Origin of the sequence: Escherichia sp. WS1451, from assembly GCF_046487365.1 — a bacterium.
GTDB classification, from domain to species: Bacteria; Pseudomonadota; Gammaproteobacteria; order Enterobacterales; family Enterobacteriaceae; genus Escherichia; species Escherichia coli.
Genome location: NZ_JBJQJP010000002.1, coordinates 499,304 through 517,575, shown reverse-complemented (window position 1 = coordinate 517,575; position 18,272 = coordinate 499,304). Strand labels below are relative to the sequence as shown.

The following is an 18,272-nucleotide window of genomic DNA, read 5'->3' as shown; positions in this document are numbered from 1 at the left end:
GTGGTAATGAATGAAGACGACTGCAAAATAAGAAGAGGAAATGCAGCAGAATTATTTTCAGGGATACGGCACATCGCTATTAATATTTTGACGAATGATAAGGTATTCAAGCCAGGGTTAAGACGTAAGGTGCGAAAAGCAGCCATGGACAGAAACTATCTGGCGTCAGTCCTTGCGGGGAGCGGGCTTTCGTAATCTTGCCCTGTGGATAGATCCTTTAGGATTAACGGTTACTCCTCTCAGGGAAAGATCACGTAATGCTGCTTTTTTGTACTAAACAATTCGCATTTTATGTTTAAAAATTGAGATATTCCTCATTACATAAAGCTGTTTTTTATAGCTTATACATGATCAAATACTCCTTACATAATTAAGGAGAACAAAATGGAACTTAAAAAATTGATGGAACATATTTCTATTATCCCCGATTACAGACAAGCCTGGAAAGTGGAACATAAATTATCGGATATTCTACTGTTGACTATTTGTGCCGTTATTTCGGGTGCAGAAGGCTGGGAAGATATAGAGGATTTTGGGGAAACACATCTCGATTTTTTGAAGCAATATGGTGATTTTGATAATGGTATTCCTGTTCACGATACCATTGCCAGAGTTGTATCCTGTATCAGTCCTGCAAAATTTCACGAGTGCTTTATTAACTGGATGCGTGACTGCCATTCTTCAGATGATAAAGGCGTCATTGCAATTGATGGAAAAACGCTCCGGCATTCTTATGACAAGAGCCGCCGCAGGGGAGCGATTCATGTCATTAGTGCGTTCTCAACAATGCACAGTCTGGTCATCGGACAGATCAAGACGGATGAGAAATCCAATGAGATTACAGCTATCCCAGAACTTCTTAACATGCTGGATATTAAAGGAAAAATCATCACAACTGATGCGATGGGTTGCCAGAAAGATATTGCAGAGAAGATACAAAAACAGGGCGGTGATTATTTATTCGCTGTAAAAGGAAATCAGGGGCGGCTTAATAAAGCCTTTGAGGAAAAATTTCCACTGAAAGAATTAAATAATCCAGAGCATGACAGTTACGCAATTAGTGAAAAAAGTCACGGCAGAGAAGAAATCCGTCTTCATATTGTTTGCGATGTCCCTGATGAACTTATTGATTTCACGTTTGAATGGAAAGGTCTGAAGAAATTATGCGTGGCAGTCTCCTTTCGGTCAATAATAGCAGAACAAAAGAAAGAGCCAGAAATGACGGTCAGATATTATATCAGTTCTGCTGATTTAAGCGCAGAGAAGTTCGCCACAGCAATCCGAAACCACTGGCACGTGGAGAATAAGCTGCACTGGCGTCTGGACGTGGTAATGAATGAAGACGACTGCAAAATAAGAAGAGGAAATGCAGCAGAATTATTTTCAGGGATACGGCACATCGCTATTAATATTTTGACGAATGATAAGGTATTCAAGGCAGGGTTAAGACGTAAGATGCGAAAAGCAGCCATGGACAGAAACTATCTGGCGTCAGTCCTTGCGGGGAGCGGGCTTTCGTAATCTTTCCCTGGAGTGGCAAAGAACTGGTGGTGAATAATCCCGTTATTCGCAGACTTTTAACAATATGATTAAGCTGCATCTTAAGCGTATCCAGAATGGACTTTTATTGGGGGTAATTACGGATGAAAATTTTTGTGAGGGCAAGAATAACTATAATGGGCGTTAATAAATTGGCAAGCCGGGAACTTGATGTTTTCTTAATGGCATGTTGGCGAAGAATATATTCTGCAAGTTGACGTTTTTGTTGGCGCTTTATTTAAAAGGGTGTAGTACAAACCTGTACAAATTCAAGTAGGCATTATTGCCGTAAAAAAGCATCACCGGACACATAACATTCACAACGTGTGTTAATTTTACTGACATCTTTCAAAAGGAGCACAATCATGCCGCACATAGACATTAAATGTTTTCCACGTGAACTGGACGAACAACAAAAAGCAGCACTTGCTGCAGATATTACCGACGTTATTATTCGCCATCTGAACAGTAAAGACAGTTCGATAAGCATTGCTCTACAGCAGATTCAACCAGAATCATGGCAAGCTATCTGGGACGCCGAAATTGCGCCCCAAATGGAGACGCTGATAAAGAAACCTGGTTACAGCATGTAATGCTTAACCTGCCGTAACACGCTTGCCGCTGGTAACAAACGTGCCAGCGCCTAAATGATGCAACGTATTGAGCTTATCATCATCAAACTGCCAGCGGCCTTCAACAAATACCCGTGCGTCTGCCGCTGCTGATACTACCTCGCCAAACAGTGTGTCGTATTTTTCTTGCGCAGAAGTCGCAGGTAGCAGGCGACACTCCATCCACGCCAGACATTTTTCCTCGACCAGCGGCAAACCAAGCACCGGGCCTTTCACAACCGGAATACCATAGCAATTAAACTTATCTTCATCACGCCCCGACACACTTCCCACCGCCCACGTCCAGTTAGTTGCTGCAACGCCCGGGATAACGATGCCAAATTTACCGTTACGTTCAATCAACTCCCTGGTCCATGTCGATTTATCTACCACAATCGCGACGCGTGGCGGTTCAAACTCCACCGGCATTGACCAGGCTGCAGCCATAATGTTACGCCGCTGGGATTGCTCATCGAAACTGGTGATCAAGACAGTTGGGCCATGATTTAACAGACGGCTGGCATGGTGTAATTCGACGGGGATGAATCGGCTCACGGTATCGCCTCGCTAAGAAGGGTGTTTTAAAAGCGTAGCTCGTAACGCTATAAGTAACGAAATTAACGGGATTGGCGATTTGCGAACGTGATGCATGTCCGCGATCGCACAAAATAGCCGGTGCAGCGTCTATTCCAGGTTATAAGTTGAGAAAACCACTAAGGGAAACGCCTGATGACGCCCATTCTGAATCATTATTTTGCCCGTATTAACTGGTTGGGAGCTGCTGCGGCCAATATTGATACGCTGCGTGCATTGCACCTGAAACACAATTGCACCATTCCATTTGAAAACCTCGACGTTTTGCTGCCAAGGGAAATACAGCTTGATGATCAATCGCTGGAAGAGAAACTGGTGACAGCCCGTCGTGGTGGTTACTGTTTTGAGCAGAATGGCGTGTTTGAGCGTGTGTTACGCGAGCTGGGGTTTAACGTTCGCAGCTTGTTAGGGCGCGTAGTGTTATCAAATCCGCCAGCATTACCGCCGCGCACCCATCGTTTGTTGTTGGTGGAACTGGAAGGGGAAAAATGGATTGCTGATGTCGGTTTCGGTGGACAGACGCTAACCGCGCCGATTCGGTTAGTTCCCGAGCTCGTGCAGACCACGCCACACGGAGAGTATCGGTTGTTGCAGGAGGGTGATGATTGGGTGTTGCAGTTTAATCATCATCAGCACTGGCAGTCGATGTACCGTTTTGATCTCTGCGAGCAGCAACAAAGCGATTATGTGATGGGCAATTTCTGGTCGGCGCATTGGCCGCAGTCGCATTTTCGCCATCATTTGCTGATGTGCCGCCATTTACCGGACGGCGGCAAGCTGACACTGACCAATTTTCATTTTACCCATTATGAAAATGGGCACGCAGTTGAGCAGCGAAATCTACCAGATGTGGCGTCGTTATATGCCGTGATGCAGGAACAGTTTGGTCTGGGCGTAGATGATGCGAAACATGGCTTTACTGTGGATGAGTTAGCGCTGGTGATGGCGGCGTTTGATACGCACCCGGAGGCGGGAAAATAATTTATGTCAGGTTGCCGGATGTGGCGTAAATGCCTAATCCGGCATACATTAGTCCGGTTGTAGGCCTGATAAGCGAAGCGCATCAGGCAACGGTTTCAGAGTTCAATTGCCCATTCGGCATGAAACAAAATCACCGCCGTGCCAGAAATGGTGACTTTCTCCGGTTGGTTATCACGAATTGTCACCGTCACTTCAATCACGCCTTCACGCCCTAATGCGCGCCCCTGATGGCCTTTAACACGCAACACGTTGCCATCGTGTGGCAATACGTTGTGATGTACTAACCATGCACCCATCGGGCCATTGGCATTGCCAGTCACCGGATCTTCCACAATACCAATCGCAGGCGAGAACATGCGACCATCGGTTTCGTTTTTGCCTGGGCGGATCTGGAACGGGAAGAAACCATTGCAGCCAATCTGTTTGCTGATTGTGGTCAGCGCAGCAAGGTCAGGCGAAAGGGCGTCGATATCCACTTCCGGCTTCAGTGGAATCATCACTTTTGAGTGTCCTGTGGTAGCCACCTGGATTGGCAAGCCTTGCAAAATATCGTCTTCAGTGAGATGAAGCGCGTTGATAATCGCTGCACGTGTTTCACCTTTCAGCGGTGGCTCAAAGCCTGGAGTACCTTGTTCCAGCGAAATACGATAATCATCATTTTGCTTTTCGATAGTCACACGATGTTTTCCTGCCCGCGACGTTTGCCAGACGGTGCAATTTCCTAAACCTAACACCTTTGCACGTACATAGTGCGCAGCTACTGTCGCGTGACCACAAATCGGCACTTCAACCGTTGGCGTAAAGTAGCGGATGCGCACATCGCTGTCGTCGCTGTGCAGCAGAAAAGCAGTTTCCGAATGACCTAACTCGCGGGCGATAAGCTGCATTTGCGCTTCGCTAAGATTATCGGCGGGGAAAACAACATCGGCAGAATTGCCGCGAAACGGTTGAGAGGTAAAAGCATCGACGTGGTAAACCTGCGGTTTCATTAATGTTCTCCTGTGGCTGGAGAACTATCATAGCCTGCAAGTGGCCGGAGAGCGAAGAGCTATCCGGCCCGCGAGAGAATTAACGCCGCGAACGCACAATCTGATACCGACGAGTAAAGTACTCAAACGGCGCGCTCCAGACATGCACCAGTCGGGTGAACGGGAAGAGCAGAAAGATGGTCATTCCAAGCACCAGATGAACGCGGAATATAAAGGCGACACCATCAAGATGCGTAGATGCACCGCCCTGGAAAGTGACAATGCTTTGCGCCCAGCCCACCAGCTTCATCATTTCACTGCCGTCCGGATGTTGTGCTGAAAAAGGAATGGTGGTTAACCCAAGAATGCACTGAATTAACAAAATGGCGAGGATCAGTATATCCGCACCAGAAGACGTCGCCCTGATACGCGGATTTGTTAAACGACGCACCAGTAGTCCCGCACCGCCAATCAGCGTCAATACCCCACATATTCCGCCGAGGATCATCGCCATCTGCTGTTTTACCGCCACCGGCAGAAACCACGCGTACATCCAGTGCGGCGTTAACATGCCGAACAGATGACCGAAGAAGATCCCCAGAATGCCGATATGGAACAAGTTCGACCACAGCACCATCCCGCGTTTATCCAGCATCTGGCTGGAGGCGGCGCGCCAGGTATACTGCCCGTAATCGTAGCGCAGCCAGCTTCCAAGGATAAAAACCGTGCCACACAAGTACGGGTAGATATCATAAAAAAAGACGTTCAGATACTGAATCATTTCCCACCTCCCGCACTGATGTCGACATACTGCGGCGCGACATCCTGGCTAAAGCGTCGCTGATATTGATTAAGCGGCGAGCTGTCACACGCCGTGGCGTTATCTTCAATAAACTTCACCTGTTCTTCTTCCCACACCGCATCCAGCGCCTGGCGGGTGTCGTCACGCTCTTCACTGCGAATCTGTTTTGTGACGCTGTCACTTGACAGAGGGCTTCCTGCCAGTTGCAACATGGTGTCAAATAACGCGTACCACGGTGCCTCGCGTTGTTTTAAGCGTCCGCCAAGCAGGGCGAGGATCGGCGCAACGTTGAGCAAGCCTTCTTTCGCCTGATCGTCCGGCAGTACGCTTAAGTACTCCAGATACAGCGGTAGATAATCGGGCAGTTCTCGACAATCCAACTGCAGGCCGACCTTTTCATACTCCGCCAGCAGGTCCACCATTGCCTGGCCGCGATCGCGGGACTCGGCATGAACATGTTCGAACAGCAGCAGCGATGTGGTACGTCCACGGTCAAACACTTCGCACCATTCGGCCTGTTTATCCAGCAGCGGCGCGTTAAGCAGGTTGCGGGTAAAATCCGTAAGCATCGGCGCGTCGCGGCGGATCAACGCCAGCGCGTCCTCCTTGCATTCCCACAACAGCTCGTCCGGATACTCCATCAACAGGCCGATCACTTTGAGGATCTGCATTATTCGCCCTCCGCTTTGTCGCGCACTTCGGTGATGTTGATGGCATCGATACGGCTACTGTTGAACAGGTTGAATTTGCTGTCCGAGCCATGGCAACCGTCGCCAAAGGTAAAACCGCAGCCGTTGCGTTCAGCAAAGGCATCGCCCGCCATTTCCCGATGACTGGTTGGAATGACAAAACGGTCTTCATAGTTGGCAATGGCGAGGTAGCGATACATCTCTTCGACCTGGGCGATGCTCAGGCCTACTTCGTCAATGGCGCGGGTATCGGTAACGCCTTCCACGGTTTGTGAACGCATATAGTGGCGCATCGCCATCATCCGTTTCAGCGCCCGCAGTACCGGACCGGTATCGCCGGCACTCAACATATTGGCGAGATATTGCACCGGAATACGCAGGCTTTCGATGGCGGGCAGCACGCCTTCGCTTTTCGGCAAACCTCCCGCATCAGCGTAGGACTGAATCGGTGACAGCGGCGGAACGTACCAGACCATCGGCAGGGTGCGGTATTCAGGGTGCAGCGGTAGCGCCAGTTTCCAGTCCATTGCCATTTTGTAGACTGGCGAACGCTGGGCAGCGTCAATCACGTTTTGTGGAATACCTTGTTTCAGGGCTTCCTCGATCACCGAGGGATCGTGCGGATCGAGGAACACTTCGCACTGGCGTTCATAGAGGTCAACTTCGCGCTCGGTGCTCGCCGCTTCCTCGATGCGGTCGGCGTCGTAAAGCAGCACGCCCAGATATCGGATGCGACCCACGCAGGTTTCTGAGCACACGGTGGGTTGGCCTGACTCAATTCGTGGGTAACAGAAGATACATTTTTCTGACTTGCCGCTTTTCCAGTTGAAGTAGATTTTTTTGTACGGACAACCGCTAATGCACAAACGCCAGCCACGGCATTTATCCTGATCGATCAGCACAATGCCGTCTTCTTCGCGTTTGTAGATAGCGCCGCTTGGGCAGGTCGCCACGCAACTGGGATTGAGACAGTGTTCGCACAAGCGCGGCAGGTACATCATGAAGGTGTTTTCAAACTGCCCGTACATCTCCTTTTGCATGGCCTCGAAGTTGCGGTCACGGGCGCGTTTTTCGAATTCGCCGCCCAACAATTCTTCCCAGTTTGGCCCCCAGATCACTTTGTCCATCCGTTTGCCGTCAATCAGTGAACGCGGGCGAGCAGTAGGGATATGTTTGCCTTCCGGTGCGCTATGCAAATGTTCGTAGTCGAAGGTGAAAGGTTCGTAGTAATCATCAATCTGCGGCACCACCGGGTTGGCGAAGATTTTGGTTATTACGCCCATCTTGCTGCCCAGACGCGGGCGGATCTTGCCATTCACATCACGCACCCAGCCGCCTTGCCACTCTTCCTGATCTTCCCAGTTTTTCGGATAACCAATGCCCGGTTTGGTTTCGACGTTGTTAAACCATGCGTACTCCATGCCTTCGCGTCCGGTCCAGACGTTTTTACAGGTCACCGAACAGGTATGGCAGCCAATACATTTATCGAGGTTAAGCACCATGCCGACTTGCGAACGTATTTTCATTTTTTCGCCTCCTGTACCTGATCGCGACCTTCATCATCCAGCCAGTTAACGTTCTTCATCTTGCGGATCATGATGAATTCGTCGCGGTTCGAGCCGACGGTGCCGTAGTAGTTAAAGCCCCAGGCCAGCTGCGCGTAACCGCCAATCATATGCGTTGGTTTCGGACAAACGCGGGTGACCGAGTTATGAATGCCGCCGCGCATGCCAGTTACTTCCGAACCAGGAATATTCATAATGCGTTCCTGGGCGTGATACATCATGGTCATGCCCGGCGGTACACGTTGGCTGACCACCGCGCGGGCCGTCAGCGCGCCGTTGGCGTTAAACACTTCCACCCAGTCGTTATCGACAATGGTCAGTTCACGGGCATCGGTTTCGCTGATCCAGACAATTGGTCCACCGCGAGAGAGCGTCAGCATTAGCAGGTTTTCACTGTAGGTTGAGTGAATGCCCCATTTCTGGTGCGGCGTCAGGAAGTTAAGTGCTTTTTCCGGGAAGCCGTTTGGCGGTATCTGGCGCATTTCACTGACGCTACGGGTGTCAATAGGCGGGCGATAAGCCACCAGGCTTTCACCAAAAGCACGCATCCACGGATGATCCTGATAGAGCTGCTGGCGTCCCGACAGCGTGCGCCACGGAATTAACTCATGAACGTTGGTGTATCCCGCGTTATAGGAAACGTGATCGCTTTCCAGACCGGACCATGTGGGGCTGGAGATAATTTTACGTGGCTGCGCCTGAATATCGCGAAAGCGAATCTTCTCGTCCTCTTTGTGCAGCGCCAGATGGGTATGTTCGCGTCCGGTGATCTCGCCCAGCGCCTGCCACGCTTTGACTGCAACATGACCGTTGGTTTCCGGTGCAAGAGCCAGAATCACTTCTGATGCGTCAATGGCGGTGTCAATCAGCGGACGCCCCTGTGCCGGGCCTTCACGCTTGGTGTAGTTGAGTTTGCCGAGGAAATCGATTTCATCCTGGGTATTCCACGAAATCCCTTTACCGCCGTTGCCAAGTTTGTCCATCAATGGCCCGAGCGAGGTAAAGCGTTCATAGGTAGCAGGGTAGTCGCGTTCCACCGCCACAATATTGGGCGCGGTTTTACCCGGGATCAGATCGCATTCGCCTTTGCGCCAGTCGAGCACTTCACACGGCTGGGAGAGTTCTGCCGGAGAGTCATGTAGCAGTGGTTGTAATACCACGTCGGTTTCTTTGCCAAGATGACCCACGCACAGTTGCGAAAATGCTTTGGCGATACCTTTGTAGATTTCCCAGTCGCTGCGTGATTCCCACGCCGGATCGACCGCCGCAGAAAGCGGATGAATAAACGGATGCATATCCGAGGTGTTCATATCGTCTTTTTCGTACCAGGTGGCGGTGGGCAGAACGATATCGGAGAACAGGCAGGTACTGGACATACGGAAGTCGAGCGTCACCAGCAGGTCGAGCTTGCCTTCAATCGCCGCAGTTTGCCACTCGACTTCTTCTGGTTTGATCCCGTCGCTGGCACCGAGTTCCTGACCCTGAATCCCACTTTCGGTTCCCAGCAGATACTTCTGCATATACTCGTGACCTTTGCCGGAGGAGCCAAGCAGGTTAGAACGCCAGACAAACAAATTACGCGGATGATTGCTGCCGCTATCTGGTTGTTCGCAGGCCATACGTAAATCGCCCGATTTCAGCGCCTGGGCGGTGAATTCTGTGGGAGATAATCCGGCCTTGTCGGCTTCAGCTTTAATCCCGAGCGGATTACGCCCCAACTGCGGCGCAGAAGGTAGCCAGCCCATACGTTCGGCGCGAACGTTGAAATCAATCAGATGACCGCTGTACTTACTGGCATCGGCCAGCGGTGAAAGTAACTCCTGAGCAGAGACTTTTTCATAGCGCCATTGGCTGGAATGATTGTAGAAAAACGAGGTGCTGTTCATCTGGCGCGGTGGTCGGTTCCAGTCGAGCGCAAAGGCCAGTGGCAACCAGCCGGTTTGCGGGCGCAGTTTTTCCTGACCGACATAGTGTGCCCAGCCGCCACCGCTTTGCCCGACACAACCGCAGAAGATCAGCATGTTGATCATCCCACGGTAGTTCATGTCCATGTGATACCAATGGTTGACGCCAGCACCGAGGATAATCATCGAACGCCCATGCGTTTTATGGGCGGTATCGGCAAATTCACGGGCGATGGTTTCAATATACTGGCGCGGCACGCCGGTAATTTGCTCACCCCAGGCTGGGGTGTACGGTTTGATTTCAGCGTAATCTTTCGCGCTGTTTTCATCTTCCAGCCCGCGATCGAGGCCATAATTCGCCAGTACCAAATCATAAACGCTGACGACCGGACAGGTGTTGCCATCGGCTAATGTCAGGTTTTTAACGGGCAATTGGCGCACCAGGACCGGATTGTGTTTTACGCGGCGAAAATGCGGATTTTCAATGCCGCCAAAGTAGGGGAAGGCCACGCCTGCAACGGCATCATGTTGACCGAGCAGAGTTAACGACAATTCGTTTTCCGTACCGGCGGCAATGGATTCCAGATTCCATTTGCCTTTTTCTCCCCAGCGAAAACCAATCGAACCGTTCGGCACCACCAGTTCACCTGCGGTATTAACTGCCACGGTTTTCCACTGCGGATTATTGCTTTCGCCCAGTCCATCTACCAGGTCAGACGCGCGGACCATGCGCCCGGGAACGTAGCTGCCGTCGTCGCGAGGTTCCAGCATTACCAGCATCGGCATGTCGCTGTAGCGGCGGCAGTAGTTGATAAAGTAGTCGCTGGGATTATCGAGATGAAACTCTTTTAAAATGACATGGCCCATTGCCATTGCCAGGGCACTATCAGTGCCTTGTTTCGGTGCCAGCCACTGGTCGCACAATTTGGCCACTTCAGAGTAGTCAGGGGTAATGGCGATGGTTTTAGTGCCTTTGTAGCGTACTTCGGTAAAGAAATGGGCGTCCGGCGTACGTGTCTGCGGTACGTTAGACCCCCAGGCGATGATGTAACTGGAGTTATACCAGTCGGCAGATTCCGGTACGTCGGTTTGCTCGCCCCAGGTCATCGGCGAGGCGGGCGGCAGGTCGCAATACCAGTCGTAGAAGCTTAAACAGGTGCCACCTAACAGCGACAGATAACGTGTTCCGGCGGCGTAAGAAACCATCGACATCGCCGGGATCGGCGAGAAACCGGCAACGCGATCCGGGCCGTAAGTTTTGATGGTCCAGACGTTAGCAGCGGCAATCAGCTGGTTTAGCTCCTGCCAGTTGGAGCGGATAAAGCCGCCGCGTCCACGTACTTGTTTGTAGCTCAGGCACTTTTGCGGATCGTTCATAATTGATGCCCACGCCAGTACCGGATCGCTGTGTTGCTTGAGGGCTTCGCGCCACAGTTCAATCAGTCGTTTACGAATGAGCGGGTATTTCAGGCGGTTAGCGCTGTAGAGATACCAGGAGTAACTTGCGCCACGCGGGCAGCCGCGAGGTTCGTGATTTGGCAGGTCAGGGCGAGTGCGCGGGTAGTCGGTCTGTTGGATTTCCCAGGTCACCAGACCATTTTTAACGTAGATTTTCCAGCTACAGGAGCCTGTACAGTTAACACCGTGGGTGGAACGCACGATTTTGTCGAACTGCCAACGCTGGCGATAGCTGTCCTCCCAGTCGCGGTTGCTATGCATCACCTGTCCGTGACCATCGGCAAAGGTTTCGCCCTTTTGTTTGAAGTAGCGAAAGCGATCCAAAAGTTTACTCATGACATAACTCCTGCTCTAGGAATGAATTGGGATCTGATGCCTTGTCGGACGCGACACGGTTGTAGCCTGATAAGACGTGTCAGGCATCGATCTCTTATTTTTGGCTGAACTTCCGCCGACCATAAACCAGCCAGGTCAGTAGCACGCAAACGATGTAGAAGATTAAAAACACTTTCATCGCGCCCACCGGAGAGCCGGTCATATTGAGCGACATGCCAAACGCCTGCGGAATAAAAAAGCCGCCCACTGCGCCAATGGCTGAGATAAAGCCCAGAGCGGCTGCCGTTTCGGTGACGGCTTCTCTTTGAGCTTGCTCATCACTACCGCCTTTCATCTTCACCCGATAAATGGTTATCTGGCGAAAGATGACGGCGATCATCTGGAAAGTAGAACCACTTCCCAGACCCGCGGTCAGAAACAGCCCCATAAATACGGCGTAAAATGCGATGAAATTACCGGAGCCTGTGCCCGGTAAGGTAAGGAACAGCAGGGCGCTGAAAATCGCCATAAAAATGAAGTTGATCAACGTCACCCGCACGCCGCCGAATTTATCGGAAATAGCACCACCAACCGATCGCGCGATGGCACCGATAAATGGGCCAAAGAACGCCAGGCGCAGAATATTCACATCCGGGAACTGAGTTTTCGCCAGCATGGCAAAACCCGCAGAAAAACCGATAAACGAACCGAAGGTGGCAAGGTAAAGCAGGCTCAGCAGCCAGAGATGCAGGCGTTGTAACACTGGCAGCTGGTCGGCAATTGACGCGCGTGAACTGGCGATATCATTCATCCCTGACCAGGCGGCGATCGTGGCAATCGCCAGTAATGGCACCCAAATCCATGCGGCATTCGCCAGCGACATCACCGAACCGTCGGCCTGCGGTACGCCATTGACGCCGAGAAAGGCAAATACGGGTACAAAAATGACCAGCGGTGCAACCAGCTGCATCACACTTACACCTAAGTTTCCTAATCCGCCATTAATCCCAAGTGCGCTCCCTTGTTTGGCTTTTGGGAAGAAGAAACTGATATTGCCCATGCTCGAAGCAAAGTTCGCACCTGCAAAACCGCATAGCAAAGCGATAACGATAAATATCCCAAAAGGAGTATTCGGATTCTGCACGGCAATTCCGAGCCAGACGCAAGGAATAATCAGGATTGCAGTACTAAAAACCGTCCATCGGCGTCCACCGAATATAGGCACCATAAAGGAGTAGGGGACACGTAATAATGCGCCAGAAACGGAGGGTAATGCGGTTAATAAAAAGAGTTGATCGGTAGTGAAATTAAAACCGATTTTATTGAGATTAACAGTAACTGCGCTAAATAGCATCCAGACACAGAAGGCAAGAAGTAGACAACTGACTGATATCCAGAGGTTTCTTCGTGCAATATGTTTTCCTTTATTTTCCCAGAAGGCCGGATTTTCTGGTTTCCAGTCGCGTAAAAGATAACGACTATTTTTCTCATTTTGCAGTGCCATATTGTTCCTCACATGCACACATTGGTAATGAAAAAAAGACAAAACAGGAGGTAAGGCGCAATAGCCAGTTATTAGAATTAAGGATGAATCAGGTGAAGTGCTGATTAGAAGAATAGATAAGAAAGCGTAACTGCGGAGGCAGAATGTGGATTAAACAGACAGATATGTGTTACTAAATGTAACCATCAAACGGGGGTTAATCTTTGAACGTATGTCATGTTTCAACCCTTCAGATCGTGAATCTGAAGGGTTGCATATTAACTATATTCACAACAAGACCAGACACTTATAGAATTAGTGATGATTTATTCACTGAAAAGGCCATGAGCTGGAGGAAAACGATCTGTCCAGAAAGTCTATCGGTTCCTCTCTTATCGCCTCATTGTAATAATCGTTATTACAGTAAGTATTGTTTATTTCATCTAATGTCATATTTTTAGTTTTTATATTCATCTGATTTACAACTTCTTCTGTTTTATAAGTGTGTATATTATATGGGGTATATGCTTCTTTAATAGTATAGTGAAACAATTCGTTATCCACATCTACTCCGTCAGAGTGAACTTCAAATGCACCAGGCGAAAGAATTGCCAGGCCAGTATTAAGCTTAAGTGCTGGGGAAAATAAATTAAATAACATGAGCTGCATAGTAGGGCAATTGTTCTTCCCAGAAACATTTAAAAAATTTAAGTTTTTGCTCTGTTTTATTATGGGGAATAAAGTTCCAATATCGGATGTATTCTTAGTGTCAATGCGGGTTATTTTATTATTGTCCAGCCTTAAACTTTTGATAGATGAAAGATAAGTCAGGAAATGAAGGTTTATTTTTTCCAACTGATTGTTCGCAGCGTTTAATGTCTGAACATTGCAGAAGTTGCTAAAGAATATTTTAATTTCAGAAAGCAAGTTGTTGTTGATAAGTAACGTATTCAAGTTGGGGAATAAGGCATTATGTAAACTTGTTAGTTTATTATGGGATAGATCCAGCAGTAAAAGTTCATCTTTATTTCCTGCCACAATATCAGTTAATTGATTGTGGCTGAGATTCAGGTACTGCAGCCTTTCGCAACATTCTAATTGCACAAACTCTAGTTGATTATGTGCCGCACTAAAATAAGTAATTGATGAAAGCCGATCTATATCAATATTTCTGAGAGGATTATTATTCATAGATATATGTGTAATGCTTACATTTCTACCTTGAGGAAAATTTATTGACTCAAGAGCATTACTATTCAGACTAAGCTTTACGAGTCTATCGTAGGTGGTTGTATCAAAATGTGTGAGTTGGTTATTATCAAGATTGATAGAGGTGAAGTTTTGCAGCCCTGGTGGTTGGGTAGTTAAATTAAGTCCTGATAAATCAATATCATTCTGTTTCGACAAAAAAGCACAATTTATCCTTTTAGCGGCTTCGTTTCGGCATTCCGGACGATGGATTTCACCTGTAAGTATGCGTTCTGCTTTCCATTGATTTAATTCGAGCATCCAGTTAAGTTCATTTTTTTCTGGATGTTGCTGTATGGATTGTGGATTTATTTTATTAAATATTGAAGGGAATTTCATAACTGCTCCGTAGTAATGCTTTATTTTAATGATTTATTACCCTTGATAAATCAGGATGTGTTTTATAACTCTGTTGTAAAGGATTGGCTTAACCAATTATTGGATGTTGGACCAAAACCTAAGGAAGGTTTATCCTCATTATGAATATAATAACAGACGGGTGTGCCCGTTGGGTCCTTTAGCCCCGAGTGTGAGGGTAGAGAAGAGGAATTTGACTTATAGTCACCAACCCCGTACATGCGATGCATAGGCAGAATGGCTTTTAGTTCTGCGTCAGAAAATATTGTTTCTTCTTCTATTAAAGCGTACTCTCTGGAATAATGTTTTGATCTATAACGAATAGACATTGAGTCATTGTCTTTTATATGATTTCCTTCGGAATTCTCGCTTACTTCTACAAGATGTTCATCGCTGGTATCGATATTTGTGATTGCCAGGTTATAAGATAAATCAATGGTCACTTCATTAGTGTCATCAATTATATTTCTTACTGCAGTCCAGTACTGCATTTGGGCAAGGGGATCATTGTTGATGCCGTTAACTAATACATGCCAAAGATGTTTTGATGATATTAATTGATCAATGTCATCTGTTGGCAATAAATTGTTATTGCTTAAGTTTAAATATTCCAGTTTTGTAGTGGTTTTCGCGTTTAAATGTGCAATATGGTTGTCGTTTAAAGTGATTTTCTCCACTATGGGGTGATTGTGTAATATAAGGTCATTGATCATGTTGTGATGGGCACTTAACTCAATCAGAGATTCTTGCCGGGAAAGATCCAGCGATGCTAGCTTGTTATAATCAAGATTAAGAAATTTCAGTTTATAACTATCAGAAATATTAATTTTTGTCAGGTTGTTATTTTGCGCTTCCAGGTTAACCAATGAAAGCTGATTTTTTAAATCCAAATTTTCCAGATTGTTGTGATCAATATAAATATTTTCCAGTTTTGATTGATTTGGAAAGGTTATCGTTTTAATTTTATTAAAGCTGAGGTTGATATTGACGAGGCTGGCATTGTCAGTAAAGTCAAGACAAGTGAGACAATTGTTTTCCAGATTTAACGTGTTAACTGTCGAGGGGATAGGGGGTAACTCACTCAAATCAAGATATGACAAATCAAGAGATGCCATGTTCGAATTGTAAGCTTCTTTAATTCGCTCCACGGCAATTGCTCTTTCTTCACCATTATTAAGCGACTTATTACCCCATTGTGCCAGTCGTTCACAAAAATTGCTGGAGATGGTTTCTTTGTTAGGTAATGCGTTATTTAATTGATAACTGGCATTATTTTTTACACAAGCTGTATTAATATTGGTCATAATCACTCATCAATAAATATTATAGTAAGATGTCCCCGGAGGGTATGGAATAATATTAATTGAGGTGAATGACCAGATATATCAAAAATTGCTCATTTTTACTTAAGGAGTCATACAGCAGCACTTAAATCAAAAACCAGCCCAGAGAAGGGCTGGTCAGGAGAGGATGTTAGAACTGATAGGTAATTCCCGTTGCGACGATGTTATCGGTGCGAATATCTACGGCACGGGTAAAGTCACTTTCATCAATCAGGTTGATTTTATAATCAACATAGGTCGACATATTTTTGTTGAAGAAATACGTCGCACCAACGTCGATATACTCAATCATGTCCTGGTCGCCGTAGCGGCCCAGATCTCTGCCTTTCGATTTCAGGTAAGCGAGTGATGGGCGCAAGCCGAAGTCGAATTGATATTGTGCCACTACTTCAAAACTTTGTGCTTTGTTAGAGATATAACCATCGCCATAGGTGGTCATGTTTAATGTTTCAGCGTAATTAGCTGCAAAGTAGATGTTGTTGGCATCATATTTTATACCTGTAGCCCACAGTTCTGCATTCTTACCGGAGGCATTGAGAGGATTAGCAGCGGCTCTTTCCTGCGCATTTGTCCGATCGGATTTGGTATACACCGCACCGATACCAAAGCCATCATAAACATAAGTTGAGGAGATACCGAAACCGTCACCATTGGCACGCGTGTAGTCAGCACCATAAAGATGACCATTGTCAGTGCGTTCATTTTTGCCTTGATATTGCGCGGCAAAGTTCAGACCTTCAATTAAGCCGAAGAAATCGTAGTTGCGATAGGTTGCCACACCGGTAGTACGGTATGTCATGAAGACATCTTTCTGACTCCAGGTATCGCCACCAAATTCTGGCAACATATCGGTCCATGAACCAATGTCATAGCCGACACCGTAGTTACGACCATAGTCCAGAGAGCCAAATTCACTAATTTTTAAACCTGCATAGGCCAGACGGGTCTTGTTACCGCGCGAGCCGTTGGCTTCATCGTTATAGCCTTTAAAATCATATTCCCAGTGACCAAAACCAATCATTTGATCATTGATTTGCGTTTCTCCTTTAAAGCCGAGACGGGCATAAGTTTTATCACCATCGTCACGCTTATCATCAGTAAAATAACGTAGAGCGGTAACCTTGCCATAAAGGTCGAGTTTATTACCATCCTTGTTATAGACTTCGGCAGCGTGTGCTACGTTCGCAGCTAACAAACCAGTTACAACCACCGCAACTATTTTTAATTTCATTTAACAGAATCCTTTTAATTATCGTTAAACGTATTTTCTAAACGAATTTTAAACGACGTCATTTATAAATGACATACTGTTTTTAAAATGGAATGGTGATTAAACACAATGAGAAAAATAGATGAAATAATATTATTTATCGATATGTGATCGAAGTCGAAATGAAATATAAGGTGAACTACTGGTATTTGAAATTTATTTTTTATATTGTCGGAATTTATCTGATTAACTGCCGGGCCGTAGACCCGACAATTATTTTAGCCACGACGTGTCGCCAGCCAGCAGAGCAGGGAACCGCCGCAGACCATTAGCGCGCCTTGCCAGAACGAGAACGACAGCGGGGCGCTGAGCAGCACGGCTGCAAGCGCTGAGGAAAGGACGGGCGTAAAATACGAACCTACCGCCATAATGGTGACGTTGCCATGTAATATACCGACGTTCCATGCAGCATAAGCAAATCCTAAGGTAAATGCCGCAGAGATGAGTTTAATCATGACTGGCGTGCTAAATACCATTTCTGGTTGTGGCGTGAGAAAATAGTAAACCCACAGACTTGCTCCCGTTAGCAGGACAAAAACGGTAATTCCGTTAAATCCGCGTGCGTATTTATTCGTTACTGTGCAATAGGCTGCCCAGATAAACGCACCAATAAACGCCAGGAAATAACTCAATGGGCTGGTGGTGATATTATTGATGATTTCATCATAATGTAACCCATTGTCACCACCTAACACCCAGCAGACGCCAACCAGGGCTAATAATAATCCTGGTACAATCAGCCAGTTGGTTTTCTGACCATTAAACAGAATGGCAAAGAGAATTGTCAGGCTGGGCCACAGATAGTTCACCATACCCACTTCAATCGCCTGATGACGGGTCGCCGCATATCCTAAGGAAAGCGCCAGACAGATTTCATAGCTGACGAATAACAGACACCCGGCGAGTAAATAGCCTTTCGGGATCTGCCGAATACGCGGAAATCCAACCGTGAAGATTAACAGCAGCCCGCTTAATGAATAGATAGCAGCTGCGCCGCCGACCGGGCCGAGCCCCTCACTGACACCGCGAATCAATCCTACCATCGTGCTCCACAGGACGATCGCTATTAGCCCTATGAGCGTTGCTTTTTGTCGTGTCATGCTCGCTGTTTTGTCTCTCTTGCCGTTAAAAATTAAGCTGAATTT

14 protein-coding genes and 1 pseudogene are annotated in these 18,272 nt (G+C 47.4%); 4 read left to right on the top strand and 11 right to left on the bottom strand.

Translation table 11 applies throughout. From position 1 onward, the window contains the following. The 3 genes from ACJHX7_RS05315 to pptA all read left to right on the top strand — a co-directional run. Positions 1 to 195 (top strand): transposase (locus tag ACJHX7_RS05315; protein WP_410003950.1); only part of this gene is annotated, 195 nt, incomplete at its 5' end. Positions 196 to 384: 189 nt separating this feature from the next. Beyond that, positions 385 to 1,521, top strand: a complete 1,137-nt coding sequence (locus tag ACJHX7_RS05310) for an ISAs1-like element ISEc1 family transposase (protein WP_410231539.1) — start codon at positions 385 to 387, stop codon at positions 1,519 to 1,521. A 383-nt stretch (positions 1,522 to 1,904) separates the two neighbouring features. After that, positions 1,905 to 2,132, top strand: a complete 228-nt coding sequence (pptA, locus tag ACJHX7_RS05305) for a tautomerase PptA (RefSeq protein ID WP_001120144.1) — start codon at positions 1,905 to 1,907, stop codon at positions 2,130 to 2,132. 3 nt (positions 2,133 to 2,135) lie between these two features. Here the strand turns inward: pptA and ACJHX7_RS05300 are convergent, their stop codons facing one another. Next, positions 2,136 to 2,705: a flavin reductase family protein gene (locus ACJHX7_RS05300; RefSeq protein ID WP_000085928.1), complete on the bottom strand. Its 570-nt coding sequence runs from the start codon at positions 2,703 to 2,705 to the stop codon at positions 2,136 to 2,138. A gap of 174 nt (positions 2,706 to 2,879) precedes the next feature. On the opposite strand from ACJHX7_RS05300, the gene nhoA reads away from it, so the two are divergent. Beyond that, entirely contained in the window at positions 2,880 to 3,725 is an 846-nt protein-coding gene (gene nhoA, locus ACJHX7_RS05295; RefSeq protein WP_094030481.1) for an N-hydroxyarylamine O-acetyltransferase, read from the top strand. 95 nt (positions 3,726 to 3,820) lie between these two features. On the opposite strand, the gene ACJHX7_RS05290 is transcribed toward nhoA, so the two are convergent. The 10 genes and pseudogenes from ACJHX7_RS05290 to yddG all read right to left on the bottom strand — a co-directional run bounded on the left by ACJHX7_RS05290 (position 3,821) and on the right by yddG (position 18,227). Then, entirely contained in the window at positions 3,821 to 4,714 is an 894-nt protein-coding gene (locus ACJHX7_RS05290; protein ID WP_094030482.1) for a PhzF family isomerase, read from the bottom strand. Between the two features lie 79 nt (positions 4,715 to 4,793). After that, positions 4,794 to 5,474: a respiratory nitrate reductase subunit gamma gene (gene narI / locus ACJHX7_RS05285; RefSeq protein WP_000617136.1), complete on the bottom strand. Its 681-nt coding sequence runs from the start codon at positions 5,472 to 5,474 to the stop codon at positions 4,794 to 4,796. Beyond that, positions 5,471 to 6,166 (bottom strand): nitrate reductase molybdenum cofactor assembly chaperone, encoded by a 696-nt coding sequence (narW, locus tag ACJHX7_RS05280; protein ID WP_077737842.1) that lies wholly within the window; start codon positions 6,164 to 6,166, stop codon positions 5,471 to 5,473. Before narW ends, narI begins: the two co-directional genes overlap by 4 nt. Beyond that, positions 6,166 to 7,710 (bottom strand): nitrate reductase subunit beta, encoded by a 1,545-nt coding sequence (gene narH / locus ACJHX7_RS05275; protein WP_000702550.1) that lies wholly within the window; start codon positions 7,708 to 7,710, stop codon positions 6,166 to 6,168. The genes narW and narH overlap by 1 nt, the downstream gene beginning before the upstream one ends. Then, positions 7,707 to 11,447, bottom strand: a complete 3,741-nt coding sequence (gene narZ, locus ACJHX7_RS05270) for a nitrate reductase Z subunit alpha (RefSeq protein WP_001361907.1) — start codon at positions 11,445 to 11,447, stop codon at positions 7,707 to 7,709. The genes narH and narZ overlap by 4 nt, the downstream gene beginning before the upstream one ends. A 94-nt stretch (positions 11,448 to 11,541) precedes the next feature. Continuing rightward, complete coding sequence (gene narU / locus ACJHX7_RS05265) at positions 11,542 to 12,930, bottom strand: nitrate/nitrite transporter NarU (RefSeq protein WP_001207907.1); 1,389 nt, start codon at positions 12,928 to 12,930, stop codon at positions 11,542 to 11,544. Between the two features lie 309 nt (positions 12,931 to 13,239). Beyond that, the gene (locus ACJHX7_RS05260; protein ID WP_094030483.1) at positions 13,240 to 14,496 is read right to left on the bottom strand and encodes a leucine-rich repeat domain-containing protein; all 1,257 of its coding nucleotides are present in this window, start codon (positions 14,494 to 14,496) and stop codon (positions 13,240 to 13,242) included. Between the two features lie 443 nt (positions 14,497 to 14,939). Beyond that, a pseudogene (locus ACJHX7_RS05255) lies at positions 14,940 to 15,227 on the bottom strand (leucine Rich Repeat family protein); the annotation flags it as partial. A gap of 760 nt (positions 15,228 to 15,987) precedes the next feature. Continuing rightward, on the bottom strand, positions 15,988 to 17,088 hold the full coding sequence (ompC, locus tag ACJHX7_RS05250) for a porin OmpC (RefSeq protein WP_000768393.1): 1,101 nt from the start codon (positions 17,086 to 17,088) through the stop codon (positions 15,988 to 15,990). Between the two features lie 257 nt (positions 17,089 to 17,345). Beyond that, positions 17,346 to 18,227 (bottom strand): aromatic amino acid efflux DMT transporter YddG, encoded by an 882-nt coding sequence (gene yddG / locus ACJHX7_RS05245; protein WP_000198203.1) that lies wholly within the window; start codon positions 18,225 to 18,227, stop codon positions 17,346 to 17,348. Positions 18,228 to 18,272: the final 45 nt, after the last annotated feature.

Coding starts and splice junctions, on each gene's coding strand:
- ACJHX7_RS05290 (WP_094030482.1), bottom strand. CDS start 4,714: ATGAAACCGCAGGTTTACCACGTCGATGCTTTTACCTCTCAACCGTTT.
- ACJHX7_RS05310 (WP_410231539.1), top strand. CDS start 385: ATGGAACTTAAAAAATTGATGGAACATATTTCTATTATCCCCGATTAC.
- narZ (WP_001361907.1), bottom strand. CDS start 11,447: ATGAGTAAACTTTTGGATCGCTTTCGCTACTTCAAACAAAAGGGCGAA.
- narI (WP_000617136.1), bottom strand. CDS start 5,474: ATGATTCAGTATCTGAACGTCTTTTTTTATGATATCTACCCGTACTTG.
- ACJHX7_RS05260 (WP_094030483.1), bottom strand. CDS start 14,496: ATGAAATTCCCTTCAATATTTAATAAAATAAATCCACAATCCATACAG.
- ompC (WP_000768393.1), bottom strand. CDS start 17,088: ATGAAATTAAAAATAGTTGCGGTGGTTGTAACTGGTTTGTTAGCTGCG.
- yddG (WP_000198203.1), bottom strand. CDS start 18,227: ATGACACGACAAAAAGCAACGCTCATAGGGCTAATAGCGATCGTCCTG.
- pptA (WP_001120144.1), top strand. CDS start 1,905: ATGCCGCACATAGACATTAAATGTTTTCCACGTGAACTGGACGAACAA.
- nhoA (WP_094030481.1), top strand. CDS start 2,880: ATGACGCCCATTCTGAATCATTATTTTGCCCGTATTAACTGGTTGGGA.
- narU (WP_001207907.1), bottom strand. CDS start 12,930: ATGGCACTGCAAAATGAGAAAAATAGTCGTTATCTTTTACGCGACTGG.
- narH (WP_000702550.1), bottom strand. CDS start 7,710: ATGAAAATACGTTCGCAAGTCGGCATGGTGCTTAACCTCGATAAATGT.
- narW (WP_077737842.1), bottom strand. CDS start 6,166: ATGCAGATCCTCAAAGTGATCGGCCTGTTGATGGAGTATCCGGACGAG.